Origin of the sequence: Saccharopolyspora pogona, from assembly GCF_014697215.1 — a bacterium.
Classification (GTDB): domain Bacteria; phylum Actinomycetota; class Actinomycetes; order Mycobacteriales; family Pseudonocardiaceae; genus Saccharopolyspora; species Saccharopolyspora hattusasensis.
Genome location: NZ_CP031142.1, coordinates 1,221,370 through 1,234,929, shown reverse-complemented (window position 1 = coordinate 1,234,929; position 13,560 = coordinate 1,221,370). Strand labels below are relative to the sequence as shown.

Below are 13,560 nucleotides of genomic sequence, written 5' to 3'. Positions count from 1 at the left end.
CCGTTCACGACCGCATGATCGTGTTGAGACATTCGCATCGGCCCCGGACAGTGGTGTCGATGTCGAGTCGGATGGCTGCGGGGATGGGGGCCGGGATGCGGGTCACAACAGCGGGGCTGGTCGTCGGAAGCGTGCTCGCCTGCGCGCTGACCTCGTGCTCGGAACCCAAGCCGTCCGTGGCGAGCGTGACGGCCTCGGTACCGGATCGGGCCGGCCAGATCGCCCCCAGCGAGCCCCTGGTCGTCTCCGCGCACGAGGGCACGCTCACCTCGGTCGCGATTACCACAGACGGGGGAACTGCGGTGCCCGGTTCGCTGAGCGACGGCGGCCGCAGGTGGCGCTCGACGGTGCCGCTGGAGTTCGGCAAGACCTACCACGTGAGGGCCCAGGCCGAGGACGTGGAGCGCAAGCCCTCAGTCCCGCTGAACTCGACGTTCCGCACCGCCACACCCGTGGACACCGTCACCGTGGAGAGGACCCGGCCCACCGACGGCGACACGGTCGGCATCGCGATGCCGGTGTCGATCTACTTCAGCAAGCCGGTGACCGACCGGGCCACCGTCGAACGCCGCCTGTCGGTCGAGCCGTCGGTGCCGACCGAAGGCTCGTTCCACTGGATGAGCGACGAACAGGTCAACTGGCGCCCCAAGGACTTCTGGCAACCCGGAACCAGCGTCCGGGTGCGCGCGCGGCTGTACGGCGTGGACACCGGCGGCGGCGTCATGGGAACCGCCGACCACGAGAGCAGCTTCCTCGTCGGACGGGACCAGCGCGCGGTCGGCAACGTCGAGGACCACACCTTCACCGTCTTCCAGGACGGACAGCAGATCCGCCAGTTCCCGGCCTCCTACGGCAGGAGCGTCTACCCGACCCAATCGGGCACCCACGTCGCCTTCGAGAAGCACACCTCGACGCGGATGCGCTCGGACACCTGGGGAGGCCCGCAGAAGGGCCAAGCCGGCTACTACGACGAGGTCCTGCCCAACGCGGTACGAATCTCGAACAACGGCGAATTCGTGCACGTCAACGCCGCCACCGTCGGGCAACAAGGCGTCGCCAACGTCTCGCACGGATGCGTGAACCTGTCGCCAGCCAACGGAAAGTGGTACTTCGACTTCGTGCAGATCGGCGACCCGGTGGAGATCGTCGGTTCCGACCGCCCGCTTACTCCGGCCGACGGGGACATCCCGGACTGGACGATCCCCTACCCGGACTACGTCAAGGGCAGCGCCCTCTACCAACCCCGCTGACCACACAGCGGGGATCACTCACCGCGTTTCCGCAGGTCCGGGGCCGTGAGTCCGTGGGTTGCCGTAGCGTTGCCATAGGTGCCCTAAGTAAGGACTCACGCCCCGTGACGACCGCCGCGGTTAGCTGGCCGGGGGTTTCCGGGGGAGGAAGGCCGCGATCGTGAGGGCGATTACGGCCGCTGCCGCGCCCATCGCCATGATCACCTGGAAGCCTTCCCGGGACGGCACCGTCAGTGAGCCGAACGCCGCCGTCAGCTGGGCCAGCACCGCACCCGCGACCGCGCTGGAGACCGACGTGCCGATGGCGCGCATCAGGGTGTTGAGGCTGTTGGCCGCTGCGGTCTCCCCCACCGGCACCGCCGCCATGATGAGCGCCGGCATCGCACCGTAGGCGAGGCCGATGCCCGCCCCGATCACGCTGGAGACCAGCATGAGCTGCCAGACCCCGGACATCAGCACGATGCCCAGGCCGTAGCCGGTGGCGACCACGACGGCGCCCAGCATCAGGGTCACGTTGGGGCCCTTGGCCTTCGAAACGCGCGCCGACAGCGGCGCCATCGCCATCATCACCAGTCCGGACGGCCCCATCACCAAGCCCACGACGACCATCGTCTGCCCCAGGCCGTAACCGGTGACCGCGGGCAACTGCAGGATCTGCGGCAGGACCAGGGACATCGCGAACATCGCGAACCCGAACACGGCGGACGCGATGTTGGTCAGCAGAACCTGGCGGCGAGCGGTGGTACGCAGGTCCACCAGCGGCTGCCTGGTGTGCAGTTCCCACCAACCCCACAGAAGGAGCACGACAGCCCCGGCACCGAGCAGGCCGCCGGCGCGGGCACCGGTCCAACCCCACTCCGCGCCCTTGGAGATGGCCAGCAGGAGGCAGATGAGTCCGATCGACAACCCGGCCGCGCCCGCCAGGTCGAAGCGTCCTCCGGTGCGCACAGCGGACTCCGGCACGAAGGCCACCACGAGGGCGGTCGCGACGACGCCCAGGCCTGCCGCCGTCCAGAACAGCATGTGCCAGTCGGTGCGTTCGGCCAGGAAAGCGGCCGCGGGCAGGCCGAGGGCGCCGCCGACGCCCAGCGAGGCGCTCATCGTCGCGGTCGCCGAACCCAGTCGTTCGGCCGGGAGTTCGTCGCGCATGATGCTGATCCCCAGCGGGATGACACCAGCTGCCAGGCCCTGCAGGGCCCGCCCGACGATCATGGGCGCCAGCGCGTTGCTGAGACCGCAGGCAGCCGAACCGGCCACCAGCAGCGCCAGGCTGATCAGCAGCATGCGCCGTTTGCCGTACATGTCTCCCAGCCGCCCCACCACCGGGGTCGCAACGGCCCCGGCGAGCAGCGTCGTGGTGATCGCCCAGGCGGAGTCGGCCGCGGACGCCCCCAGCAGCGCGGGCAGCACGGGGACCAGTGGGATCACCAGGGTCTGCATCAACGAGACCACGATCCCGCTGAAGGCCAGTACCACCACGACGGTGTTGGACCGCGGCGGGCTCGATACCGCGATGTCGACGGGCTGGACTGGGGCGTTGGGCATGTCGGGGGCCTCCGTCGGGCATGCGTGGGTGGTCACTCTGCGAGACCAGACATTAAATCAATTGCTTGACTTAAACCAGTGGAATCGGTTAACTGGTCACCGACAGGCGACCGACCCGGAGGAGCATGCATGGCGGGCAACGTCGATAGCGAACGAGCGCTGAGCTACCCGATCCCCGGCACGGCGGCGCTGGAGCCGCCGGCCGAGTGGGCGCAACTGCGGCAGGAATGCCCGGTCGCGCGGGTGACGCTGCCCAGCGGGGACGGGGCAGCGCTGCTCACCCGCTACGCGGACGTCAAGCAGGTGCTGTCCGACCCGCGGTTCACCCGCCAGCTCAACGCCGACGGCGCGGCCCGGATCTCGGCCAATGAATCGGGCGGGGTGTTCAACAGCTCGATGGCCGACTCGCTGCCCCAGACCGGCGATGGGCACCAGCGGTGGCGACGGATGGTCGCCAAATGGTTCACCGCGCGGCGGATGACCGCGCTGCGGCCCGAGATCGAGGCGATGGCCGATCGCCTCATCGACGACATGGTGGCGCGCGGCGCCCCAGCCGATCTCAAGGCGGACCTGGGTTTCCCGCTGCCGGTGTGGGTCATCTGCAACATGCTCGGCGTTGCGGACAGCGACCGGGACAAGTTCGCGTACTGGTCCGACACGTTGCTCAACCTGACCCGGTACCGGCAGGAGGAAATCGACGCGGCGCAGGCCGAGTTCGTCGCTTACATGGCCGCCCACGTCGCCGCCAAGCGGGCAGACCCCGGTGCGGACCTGCTCAGCGAGCTCATCACGGCCACGGACGCCGAAGGGCGTGGGCTGACCGACGGGCAGCTCGTGGCCACCGGCCAGGGCCTGCTGGTCGCCGGACACGAGACCACCGCGAACATGATCAGCAAGATGGTGGCGATGCTGCTCTCCGACCGGCGGCGGTGGGAGCAGCTGCTCGCCGACCGGACGCTGGTGCGCACGGCGGTGGAGGAAGCGCTGCGGTTCGACGCCAACCCCGGGTTCGGCATGCCGAGGTACATCAGCGAGGAGGCCGAGGTTTCCGGCACCAAGCTGCCCGCGGGCACGACCGTGGTGTGCAGCATGGCCGCGGCCAACCGCGACGCCACGGCCTTCGACGGCGCCGACGAGATGGACCTCGGGCGAAACCCGAACCCCCACCTGGCTTTCGGCGCCGGGGCGCACTCCTGCCTGGGGCAGGCGCTGGCCCGCACCGAACTGCAGGCCGTGCTCGACGTGCTACTCCGGAGGCTTCCCACGCTGGAACTGGCCGTCGCGGTGGAGGACCTGAACCGGGTCGAGGGACTGGCCGTCGGCGGTCTGCGCGAACTCCCGGTGCGGTGGTGACGATGGCCGGGAGGACCGTTCGGGCGGACCGGGTGAACGCGACGCGGGAGCAGATCCTGACTGCGGCGGAACGGCTGTTCGCCGAGCACGGGGTGTTCGCGGTGTCCAACCGCCAGGTCAGCGAGGCCGCGGGGCAGGGCAACAACGCCGCGGTCGGCTACCACTTCGGCACCAAGACCGACCTGGTGCGGGCGATCGCGCGGAAGCACGCCGAGCAGATCGAACGGCTGCGGCTGGAGATGGTCGCCGAGGTCGAGGGCTCCACCGAGGTGCGGGACTGGGTCGCCTGCCTGGTGTGCCCCACCACCGAGCACCTGGCCGCTCTCGGCAGCCCCACCTGGTTCGCCCGGTTCGGCGCCCAGGTGATGACCGACCCGGCGCTGCGCGAGATCATGATCGACGAGGCGCTCACCTCGCCGTCGCTGCTGCAGGTCCTCGACGGGCTCAACCGCTGCCTGCCCGACCTGCCGATCGACGTGCACCTGGAACGCGGCGACATGGCCCGCCAGCTGATGGTCCACATGTGCGCCGAACGCGAACGCGCCCTCGCAGAGGGCACTGCCACGCCGCGGCTGAGCTGGCACGACGCCGCGGCCGGGCTGATCGACGCGATCGTCGGGATGTGGCTGGCACCAGTCACATCACGCCCCTGACCGGACCCCAAGCAGAGGAGAACTGCTCTTGAAGGTGACCGTTGACGAGGAGAAGTGCTGCGGGGCGGGGCAATGCGCGCTGCTCGCCCCCGAGGTGTTCGACCAGCGGGAGGAGGACGGCATCGTGATCCTGCTCGACGCCGAACCGGTCGAGTCGCTGCACACCTCCGTCCGCGAGGCCGCCAGCATGTGCCCGGCCGCCGCGATCGAGCTCGGCGAGAGCTCATGAGCGGTCCCGCCGGCGTGCTGGTGGTCGGCGCTTCCGCTGCCGGACTTGCCACCGCAGAGGCGTTGCGGCGCAAGGGATATCGGGGCGGTCTGACCCTGCTGGGGGCCGAGTCGCACCCGCCTTACGACCGGCCACCACTGTCCAAGCAGGTGCTATCCGGAACCTGGGATACCGAGCGGACCCGGCTCCGGCAGCCCGCGACGCTGTCCGAACTGGACTCCGAGATCATCCTCGGTGATCCGGCGGTAGGCCTGGACGTGGCCACACGCACCGTCCGCACCGCGTCCGGGCTTGCCCTGAGCGCCGAAGCGATCGTCGTGGCGACCGGGCTCCGGCCCCGCACGCTTCCCGGCCAAGGCGAACTGACCGGTGTCCACGTGCTGCGCACCCTCGACGATTCCCTGGCCTTGCGGCCTGCCTTGCTGGCCGCTTCGCGTGTCGTCATCGTCGGGGACGGCGTGCTCGGCACCGAAATCGCCGCCACCGCAAGGAAAATGGGCGCGAAAGTGACGCTGGCCGGCCCGCAGCAGGCGCCGCTGGAAAGTCAGTTCGGCTCGTCGCTCGGCAACCTGCTGGGCGAACTGCACGCCGAACACGGGGTCTGCCTGCGGTTGGGCACCGCAGTTACCGGACTGACCGGACGGCACGGCCGGGTCACCGGTGTGCGCCTGGACACCGGCGACGAGCTACCCGCCGACGTGGTCGTGGTGGCGTTCGGAGCCACCCCGGCGACGGAATGGCTGGCCGGCAGCGGACTTCGGGTGGACGACGGGCTCGTGTGCGATTCCCGCTGCCGGGCGGCGGAGGGGATCTACGGCGCAGGGGACGTGGCCCGCTGGCAGCACGACGCGCTCGGCACCTCGCTGCGGCTGGAGAACCGGACCAACGCCACCCAGCAGGCCAACGCCGTGGCCGCCAACATCCTCGGCGAGGACCAGCCCTACGTCCCGGTCCCCCACTTCTGGACCGACCAGTTCGACACCAAGATCCAGGTGCACGGACTTCCCAACGGGGACGCAGAAGTGACCATTGTGGACGGGAGCACGGCGGAGCGGCGATTCGTCGCGCGGTACCAGCACAACGGCAAGGTCGCCGGCGTGCTGGGCTGGAACATGCCCAAGCAATGCCGCCTGCGCCGCCAGGAAGTCGTCGATGCGCTCTCCGCGCCGGTCCCGTGACAACAGCTCAGGAAGGCAAGCGATGACCGATGTGCTGAACCCGGTTGGCGAGAACTCCACGGACGTCCCGGAGTACCCGATGGCACGGGCGGCGGGCTGCCCGTTCGATCCGCCGCCGGAGCTGCGGACCAAGCAGGAGGCGGGCCCGCTCGCGAAGGTCCGGCTGTGGGACGGCAGCATGCCGTGGCTGGTGACACGCTACGCCGACCAGCGGGCGCTGCTGGCCGACCCGCGGGTCAGCGCCGACATCACCCGCCCCGGCTATCCCAGTTCGGCCCCGATCAGGCCGGGCAGCTCCAGCATCAGCTTCATACTGATGGACGATCCGGAGCACGCGCGGTTGCGGCGGATGGTGACCGCGCCGTTCACCATCAAGCGGGTCGAGGCGATGCGGCCGACCGTGCAGAAGATCGTGGACGACCTGATCGACGACGTGCTGGCCGGCCCGAAGCCGGTGGACCTGGTCGAGGCGTTCGCGCTGCCGGTGCCCTCGCTGGTGATCTGCCAACTACTCGGGGTCCCCTACTCCGACCACGATTTCTTCCAGGAGAACAGCAAGACCATCATCAAGCGGGACGCGAGCCCCGACGACCGGACCGCCGCCCTGAGCCGGCTCGCCGCCTACCTGGACGACCTGGTGGGCGCGAAGCTCGAAAACCCCGGCGACGACCTGCTCTCGCGCTTGGCCGAGCGGGTCACGGCCGGGAAGCTGTCCCGGCAGGCAGCTGCGCAGATGGGTGTGCTGCTCCTGATCGCCGGTCACGAGACCACCGCGAACATGATCGCCCTCGGCACCCTGGCACTGCTGGAGAACCCCGATCAGCTGGCGGTCCTGCGCGAATCCGACGACCCGAAGCTGATCGCCGGGGCGGTCGAAGAACTGCTGCGATACCTGCACATCACGCACAACGGTCGGCGTCGAGTGGCGCTCGAGGACATCGAGATCGCCGGTCACGTCATCCGCGCCGGCGACGGGCTGATCATGCCCAACGACATCGGCAACCGCGATCCCGAGGCCTTCCCCGAACCCGACCGGCTGGACCTGACCCGCGACGCCCGCCACCACGTGGCCTTCGGGTTCGGCGTGCACCAATGCCTCGGGCAGCCGCTCGCGCGCATGGAGCTGCAGGTCGTCTACGGCAAGCTCTACCGCCGCATTCCAACCCTGCGACTGGCCGAGGACCTGTCGCAGATCCCGTTCAAGCACGACGGTTCGGTCTACGGCGTCTACCGCCTGCCGGTGACCTGGTAGCCGAATTCCCACCAAAGCGGAGGAGAACCATGAAGGTGACGATCGACCAGGACAAGTGCGTCGCTTCCGGGCAGTGCGTGACGGCCGCCGCGGAGGTATTCGACCAGCGCGACGAGGACGGAATCGTTGTGCTGCTCAACGCGAATCCGCCCGTGGAGCTGGCTGCGGACGTCCGGCAGGCCGCGGTGGTGTGCCCGGCGCTGGCCATCACCGTGGACGAATGACCGGGGCCCGAATCGCGGCCTGGGGAGCACATCGCCCGCCAGGGGGCTGCGGGAGACGGCGTCGTCGATGGGGCTCCGGCTAGGGCGGGGTCCCCAGCGGAGTACCACCGCGACGACCAACCGGACCCGCAGCGGGCTGCCGTACTCCTGCGGCAAGTAGGTGAAGACGACGTTGCACGCGGCGTGAGCGAGGACGACCGCGAGCACCGACTTCCCGCTGTTGTTGTAGCGCCAGACGTAGAAGATCCGCAGGCCGACCGAGAACACCTAGTTCACGGCAGGCTGGCGAACCCGAACCCGAGCCTGAACCGAGGTGAGGGGCCCCTTTAGCGGGTTCGCGCTGGAACCGGTCGTGACCTGCACGGATGTGGGTGATGCGTGGGATGTGCCTCACGGGTTGCCCCACGAGATCATCTTCCGTGCTCGACGCGGCCGTCCCACGCGGGCTAGCGTGCCCCCTGGTCGTGCATGGCGCTGAACCTTACGAGAGAGGTTCAGCGATGAGTAAGCAGGTATGGGCCGGGGAACTTCCTTCCGGCAACTGGTCCGCCCGGTACCGCCACCCGATCACGCGCCGCAAGCAACGCGCCGGATCGCACCCCAGCGAAGACGCGGCGCTCGCCGCCGCTCGCAAGGCGGTGCGGGAGATCGTTCGCCTCTACAGCGGCGACCCGGACGTCTCGCCGGTCTCCGGTGCGCCGACGTTGGCGGAGTACGCGCACGAGGCGATCGACGCGCTTCCGCACGTGCGCCCGTCGACCCGCAAGCGGTACCACTCGATCGCCCGCCAGCTCGCGAAGCACTTCGGCGAACACGTGCGGGTCGACCAGATCGACGAGAACTCGGCGCGGTCGGTGGTGGCGGCGGCGAACCGGGCGGGGATGTCGCACTCGACGTGCGAGGGATACGTGACGGTGCTCGGCCACATCATCAACCAGGCGGGCCGGGAGGGATACACGACGGCCCGCTCCGTCGACTGGAACGTCCCGCTACCTACCGAAGTGCGCCAGCAGCGGGAACTACTGCTCGACGACATGATCGGGCTGCTGACGTGCGCCATGCCCTATCACCTGTGGGTGGCGATCCTGATCTCCCGCGACACGGGGCTCCGGATCTCCGAGGTCGCCGGGCTCCGGGTGCAGGACGTCAACCTCGTCCGCCGTCGGCTTCGGTTGGTCGGTTCGGTCGACCCTGACGGCGTCTGGCGCGAGCACACCAAGGGGCATCGCGCCGGGATCGAGATTCCGTTGACGCTGCGGCTGACGGCCGCGCTCGATCATCACTTCCGTAACAACGTCCGCGACGGCCAGGTGTGGGTGTTCGCCGACGCCGACGGCGCGCCGATCGGTATCCGGCGACTGCGGGACGCGTTCGACCGGGCGCCGGTGGTGGCGGGCGTTCCTGATGCCGTGTGGCATGACATGCGGCGGACGCTGCTGACGACGTTGTCCGACGCGGGCGCGCCGCTTCAGCACTTGCAGGCGCTCGCCGGGCACGCCAGCCCCAAAACGACACGCAACTACATTCAGCGGGTCCGGGTTGAGGATCTTGCCCGCTGGACGAGCACGATCGACGGGCCGGATATGCCGCCGGAGCCGCCGACGCGGCACCTTCGGGCGGCCCTTGGCGCGTTCCGAGCCAACCTCGACGAGATCCATCGCCAGCTCGACGAGCGGTTCACCACTACCGCCGCCCGCCTGGCGACCGCCGTCGACCAGCTCGGCGGCATCAGGCGAGCCCGCACAAGCACTCGCCGCCGGGCGTGAGGAGTCCTGGCGTGCCGTGCACGCCGCCAGCGGTGAACTCGAAACCGTCGCGACCGCCGTCGGCAAGCTTCCGGACCGCAGGGGGGCAGCAAGGGAAACCAGCATCTGCGGTTCGTGGATTGCTCGACCTCGACCAGGTCGAGCACATCCCCTCCGAACGCCCAGACGGCCCGCTCGGCCGTTTCGCCGCATGGCTACGCGCCGGATACCGGCTCGACCTCGCCGACGGGCCGACCAAGGTCAAGCGAGACACCCACGCCCTCTACAGCCGTTGCGATCCGGCTAGCGCGTCGGCGAGTAGCCTCCGCGTGACCGGGGGACGGCTGTACGCGACGTGTTTCGCGACGGCGCGTTCGGCTTCGACGGCTTTCTCATCGGCGAGCATCGGGGCGTCGGGGACGGTGATCTTCGGGAGGGTGAAGCGGCGCTTTGTTGGCAGATCGGCGAGCTCATCGGCGAGATCACCGGACCACGTCACGCTGTATCCGGATGCGACGATGCGACGCCGCGTCGGTGTGGTGACCGCACGGCTAGGTGACCACTCCGGTCACTTCGGCGCATTCGGTGCACAGTGGCCAGTGTTCCGGCGCGGACTCCAATGGTCGCCACCCGAGATGACCGCACGCCGTATGCACAACGTCGCGCCCGTCCAACGTGGACCGGATCGCGTTATCCGCGACGAGGTGTCGAACCTGATGGCCCCGGAGCCCGACGGCGTAGCGACCAGAGTCGGTAACCTCGCCGACCTGGACCGCTTCAGGACACGGGAGCTCGGGGCGCTGCCCGGCCGTGTTGACGGCATCGTCAGCGCCCAGCGTGTACAGCAGGCACGGCACGCACGGCGTGCCCGTGAAAATGGCGACCTGCTCACCCTTGCCCCGTTCGAGCACGTGACCGCATGGTGCGGTCAACGCGCCCGACTCGCCGAGCTTGTCAGCGGGGACCGGGTAGGCGTGAACCTCCGGCGGGCCGCCTGACGGCGCGAATTCCGGCCGCAGTCGCGCCAAGATCACCAGCCCGGAGCGCTGCCCGATCACGTGGCACGCCCCGGAGTGCGACGACGAAGCCGTTCATCCCGACGCCTAGCCGCCGCCTTGAGCCCCTGCCGCTGCCGGTGCCCCGGCAGCCACCACACTATGAACAGCGGGATAAAGATCACCGACCAGGCCAGCAGCCCGAGCAACATCCCCAGCGCGTCATGCATGTCTTGAAGATCGCCATTTTCGCCCGGTTAGCCCATATCACGCCGGTTATCTCACTGTGAGATAGTTTTCCGATGGCCGCCTGGGAGACCCTGACCATTCCCACGTCCGTGTGGAATGGGGACGACATGCGGCAGGCATGTCAACGGCGCGACGTCGCCGCCATCCTTCGGGCAATCCAGCGCGGTACCGGAGCGAGTCAGACCCAGTTGGCAATGGCGACTGGCATCCTGCAAGGCCGGATCTCTGAGATCTTGCGGAGAAGCCGCACGGTGACCGCGTTCGACGTATTCGAGCGCATCGCCGACGGCCTCGCCATGCCCGACGAGACTCGCGTATTGCTCGGGCTCGCCCCGGTGCATCCGTCCGGACTCGACCATCTCGGACCGATCGGACGGGCTGAGATGCTCGCCGCCTACCGGTCGCAGGCCGACGCCACACCGGAGATCAGGAAGGCCGCCTCGACAGCCCGGACGATCGAAATCCTCGCGGTGCGCGGGCTCGGCATCATCGGCATGAACGACTCGCTTCTCCGCGCCACCGTCGCCCTGAACCGTCCCGTGTTCCGGGCGTTGCTCCTGGACCCGGACAGCACGGCCGCCGAGCGTCGCGCCGCAGAGGTCGGCGAGTCGCACGAGTCGTTCGCCTCCGGCGTCAGCTTGTGCGTCGCTCGGCTCCGAGAGTTGCGCGGGCAAACCGGCGCTCAGGTCGAGGTGTACTTCTACGACATGTTGCCAACGTGGCGGGTGCTGGCACTCGACAATGTGCAGTTCGTGTCCGCGTTCGGGGAAGAACACGAGGGGCATACCTCACCGATGTACAAGATCGCCGCGTCGGCGCATGGCGCGCTGCACCGTGGGTTCCGTAGGTTCACCGACGAGCTACGGGCACAGTCCCGGCAGGTGATCTAGGGAGGGTTCCACGGTGGCGGTCGAGGCAGAACTCAAGGCTCGCGTCGGCGACCCCGAAACGGTCCGGGCGCGGCTCCGCGAACGTGCAGAGGAGCAGGTGCAAACCTACCGCGACCGGTATTTCGACTGGCCGTCCGGCAGTCTCGACGGACAGGGTTACGAGGTCCGTGTGCGCGTGGTGGAAACGGCCACGACAACCACGACCGTGCTCACGTTCAAGGAGCCCCCGGTGCACGACAGCGGGTCGAAACCGGAGCACGAGACCACCCTCGCCGACGCCGAGCCGGTCGCTGCTCTGTTGGCGATGCTCGGGCTGGTGGAGCGCATTGCGTTCGAGAAGCACTGCCGAAACTTCAGGTTCACCGAACACGGCCGCGACATGCTCGCGACTCTGGTGCACGTGCCCGAACTCGACGACACCTTCCTTGAGGTCGAAACCGTCGTCCCAGACAAGACCGGGGTCGCCACCGGTCTCGACGCGGTCCGGGCCGTGCTCGACTCGCTCGGCATCACCAGCGACGACATCACGGCAGAGAAGTACACCGACGCAGTCGCCGCCCGGCGCAGTTAAGCCGCCCATGTCCGTGGGGCAAACCGTGATCAACCGCGTGGGGCAAACGTGGGCTCGAAACCGTCACACTACGTACTAACAGCAGATCAGCAGCGTATAGACTATGCACAACCAAACCGCCGGTCACACCACCCGTGACCGGCGTTTTCCCAGGTCAGCGCCAAGAGCCTTCGAGAAAAGGGCACCCTTGGGCGGCTGAGCAACCCGAAGAGGCGGCTGAGCCACCCAAGGGTTTTTACACGTTGCGTGAACGGTTCAGCTGGTTACGGCGGGGAAGGCCTTGGTGCAGGCCGCGATCGTGGTTGCTTGATTTTGATCATGGTCGTGGTGTTCACGCGCCCCTGCGCACGAGGAACTGCCCGGATTTCGGCGAAGTCCGGGCAGTTCTCGCTCGTGTCAGTCGGCATGCGTGCCGGCCGCAGCGGCCTGCGGGATCGGCTCGCCGCGCGGCGGGATCGCGTCCGCATCGGCCGGGTCGATCGTCCCGAGCGAACCGTCGGCCGCGCTCCGCGCGATGGCCGACATGGACCTCAGCGCCGAATCGATCTGCGCCTGCTCGTGCTGCGGGCCCATGTCGCTGAGCTCGATGAGCACGCTGCCGCTGCCGCGCAGGCCGTAGGCGTTGCGGGCGATGCCCTGGTAGTCGCCGCCGGGGTACCGCGAAACGTTCGCCCCGCCATCGGTCATCGACCGCTGCGCCACCACCGAGATCTGCTTGGCCAGCTCAAGGTTGCTCGGCGTAACGCCCGGGTTCGTCGGCCACATCAGCGATGCGGTGATCTCGCGTCCGCCACCGTCGACGTAGCGGCCCTGCATGTGGTAGTCGACCACGATCTGCGGCTGGAACTCCGCGTAGTGGCGCTGGATCAGGCCCGCCTCGGTAGCGGGATTGTTCTCGGGCGCGACCGCCGGGTCGTGGTAGCGGTTGATGTCGTAACCCTTGCCCGCTTCGCCGTACTCCGGAGCCGCGTCCGGGGCGTAGTTGTACCGCCAGTTCAGCTCGTGACCGTCCGGGTTGGCCCGCACCACGATGTCAACGGTCACCTGCGACCGCAGCCAGCGCTGGTAGCGGCTCTGGCCGACCCCGACCTCGCGCAGGAACTCCAGCGCGGCCGGGGTGCCGAGCGGCTCTTCGCCATGCTGCTGGGTGACGTAGAGGACGCGCAGCGGCCCGTCGCCAACCCTCGCGCTCCACACCGGCCGGCCCTGGTTGGACTTGCCGATCGCGGAGACCTCGATCGCGCCGTGGCTCCGCCTCTGGAGTTCGTCCAACTTCCGGGCCAACTCGGCGGTGCTGGGCCGGGGACCGATCCGGCCGGGCGGCGCCGCCTGGGACGGCGCGACGAACCCCAGCACGGAAAGGACTGCTACGACAACGGAAAGCAGCGCTATGCGCGTCGACTTCGCCATGACGCAGGAGTCTGCC

15 protein-coding genes are annotated in these 13,560 nt (G+C 68.9%); 11 read left to right on the top strand and 4 right to left on the bottom strand.

Annotation, left to right across the window (positions count from 1 at the left end; genetic code table 11):
* Positions 1–59 precede the first annotated feature (59 nt).
* A complete protein-coding gene (locus tag DL519_RS05255; protein WP_223838462.1) occupies positions 60–1,250 on the top strand; it encodes a L,D-transpeptidase in 1,191 nt (396 codons plus the stop codon).
* 120 nt (positions 1,251–1,370) lie between these two features.
* Here DL519_RS05255 and DL519_RS05250 read toward each other — a convergent pair whose 3' ends face one another.
* Positions 1,371–2,795, bottom strand: coding sequence for an MFS transporter (locus DL519_RS05250; RefSeq protein WP_190813124.1), 1,425 nt, complete (start codon positions 2,793–2,795; stop codon positions 1,371–1,373).
* Positions 2,796–2,924: 129 nt separating this feature from the next.
* Between DL519_RS05250 and DL519_RS05245 the strand changes: the two genes are divergently transcribed.
* From DL519_RS05245 to DL519_RS05215, 7 genes are all read left to right on the top strand, one after another.
* A complete protein-coding gene (locus tag DL519_RS05245; RefSeq protein WP_190813123.1) occupies positions 2,925–4,148 on the top strand; it encodes a cytochrome P450 in 1,224 nt (407 codons plus the stop codon).
* 2 nt (positions 4,149–4,150) lie between these two features.
* The gene (locus tag DL519_RS05240) at positions 4,151–4,801 is read left to right on the top strand and encodes a TetR/AcrR family transcriptional regulator (protein ID WP_190813122.1); all 651 of its coding nucleotides are present in this window, start codon (positions 4,151–4,153) and stop codon (positions 4,799–4,801) included.
* 28 nt (positions 4,802–4,829) lie between these two features.
* Positions 4,830–5,030 (top strand): ferredoxin, encoded by a 201-nt coding sequence (locus DL519_RS05235; protein ID WP_190813121.1) that lies wholly within the window; start codon positions 4,830–4,832, stop codon positions 5,028–5,030.
* On the top strand, positions 5,027–6,208 hold the full coding sequence (locus tag DL519_RS05230; protein WP_190813120.1) for an NAD(P)/FAD-dependent oxidoreductase: 1,182 nt from the start codon (positions 5,027–5,029) through the stop codon (positions 6,206–6,208). The genes DL519_RS05235 and DL519_RS05230 overlap by 4 nt, the downstream gene beginning before the upstream one ends.
* A 22-nt stretch (positions 6,209–6,230) precedes the next feature.
* On the top strand, positions 6,231–7,460 hold the full coding sequence (locus DL519_RS05225) for a cytochrome P450 (RefSeq protein ID WP_190813119.1): 1,230 nt from the start codon (positions 6,231–6,233) through the stop codon (positions 7,458–7,460).
* Positions 7,461–7,489: 29 nt separating this feature from the next.
* On the top strand, positions 7,490–7,684 hold the full coding sequence (locus DL519_RS05220; protein ID WP_190813118.1) for a ferredoxin: 195 nt from the start codon (positions 7,490–7,492) through the stop codon (positions 7,682–7,684).
* A gap of 500 nt (positions 7,685–8,184) precedes the next feature.
* A complete protein-coding gene (locus DL519_RS05215; RefSeq protein WP_190813117.1) occupies positions 8,185–9,450 on the top strand; it encodes a tyrosine-type recombinase/integrase in 1,266 nt (421 codons plus the stop codon).
* Between the two features lie 262 nt (positions 9,451–9,712).
* On the opposite strand, the gene DL519_RS05210 is transcribed toward DL519_RS05215, so the two are convergent.
* A complete protein-coding gene (locus DL519_RS05210; RefSeq protein ID WP_190813116.1) occupies positions 9,713–9,928 on the bottom strand; it encodes a hypothetical protein in 216 nt (71 codons plus the stop codon).
* Between the two features lie 136 nt (positions 9,929–10,064).
* On the opposite strand from DL519_RS05210, the gene DL519_RS05205 reads away from it, so the two are divergent.
* Positions 10,065–10,427 carry a hypothetical protein gene (locus DL519_RS05205; RefSeq protein WP_190813115.1) on the top strand — a complete coding sequence of 121 codons (363 nt, stop codon included), beginning with the start codon at positions 10,065–10,067 and terminating at the stop codon, positions 10,425–10,427.
* Positions 10,428–10,483: 56 nt separating this feature from the next.
* Here the strand turns inward: DL519_RS05205 and DL519_RS05200 are convergent, their stop codons facing one another.
* Positions 10,484–10,654 (bottom strand): hypothetical protein, encoded by a 171-nt coding sequence (locus DL519_RS05200; protein WP_190813114.1) that lies wholly within the window; start codon positions 10,652–10,654, stop codon positions 10,484–10,486.
* 270 nt (positions 10,655–10,924) lie between these two features.
* On the opposite strand from DL519_RS05200, the gene DL519_RS05195 reads away from it, so the two are divergent.
* Together DL519_RS05195 and DL519_RS05190 are read left to right on the top strand one after the other, a co-directional pair.
* Positions 10,925–11,563, top strand: a complete 639-nt coding sequence (locus DL519_RS05195) for an XRE family transcriptional regulator (RefSeq protein WP_223838461.1) — start codon at positions 10,925–10,927, stop codon at positions 11,561–11,563.
* A 13-nt stretch (positions 11,564–11,576) separates the two neighbouring features.
* Complete coding sequence (locus tag DL519_RS05190; protein WP_190813113.1) at positions 11,577–12,134, top strand: class IV adenylate cyclase; 558 nt, start codon at positions 11,577–11,579, stop codon at positions 12,132–12,134.
* A gap of 396 nt (positions 12,135–12,530) precedes the next feature.
* Here DL519_RS05190 and DL519_RS05185 read toward each other — a convergent pair whose 3' ends face one another.
* A complete protein-coding gene (locus DL519_RS05185; protein ID WP_223838460.1) occupies positions 12,531–13,544 on the bottom strand; it encodes a M14 family zinc carboxypeptidase in 1,014 nt (337 codons plus the stop codon).
* Positions 13,545–13,560: the final 16 nt, after the last annotated feature.

Excerpts from the sequence above, each read along its gene's own strand:
- DL519_RS05255 (WP_223838462.1), top strand. The coding sequence starts at position 60 with ATGTCGAGTCGGATGGCTGCGGGGATGGGGGCCGGGATGCGGGTCACA.
- DL519_RS05250 (WP_190813124.1), bottom strand. The coding sequence starts at position 2,795 with ATGCCCAACGCCCCAGTCCAGCCCGTCGACATCGCGGTATCGAGCCCG.
- DL519_RS05245 (WP_190813123.1), top strand. The coding sequence starts at position 2,925 with ATGGCGGGCAACGTCGATAGCGAACGAGCGCTGAGCTACCCGATCCCC.
- DL519_RS05240 (WP_190813122.1), top strand. The coding sequence starts at position 4,151 with ATGGCCGGGAGGACCGTTCGGGCGGACCGGGTGAACGCGACGCGGGAG.
- DL519_RS05230 (WP_190813120.1), top strand. The coding sequence starts at position 5,027 with ATGAGCGGTCCCGCCGGCGTGCTGGTGGTCGGCGCTTCCGCTGCCGGA.
- DL519_RS05225 (WP_190813119.1), top strand. The coding sequence starts at position 6,231 with ATGACCGATGTGCTGAACCCGGTTGGCGAGAACTCCACGGACGTCCCG.
- DL519_RS05220 (WP_190813118.1), top strand. The coding sequence starts at position 7,490 with ATGAAGGTGACGATCGACCAGGACAAGTGCGTCGCTTCCGGGCAGTGC.
- DL519_RS05215 (WP_190813117.1), top strand. The coding sequence starts at position 8,185 with ATGAGTAAGCAGGTATGGGCCGGGGAACTTCCTTCCGGCAACTGGTCC.
- DL519_RS05205 (WP_190813115.1), top strand. The coding sequence starts at position 10,065 with ATGACCGCACGCCGTATGCACAACGTCGCGCCCGTCCAACGTGGACCG.
- DL519_RS05200 (WP_190813114.1), bottom strand. The coding sequence starts at position 10,654 with ATGCATGACGCGCTGGGGATGTTGCTCGGGCTGCTGGCCTGGTCGGTG.
- DL519_RS05185 (WP_223838460.1), bottom strand. The coding sequence starts at position 13,544 with ATGGCGAAGTCGACGCGCATAGCGCTGCTTTCCGTTGTCGTAGCAGTC.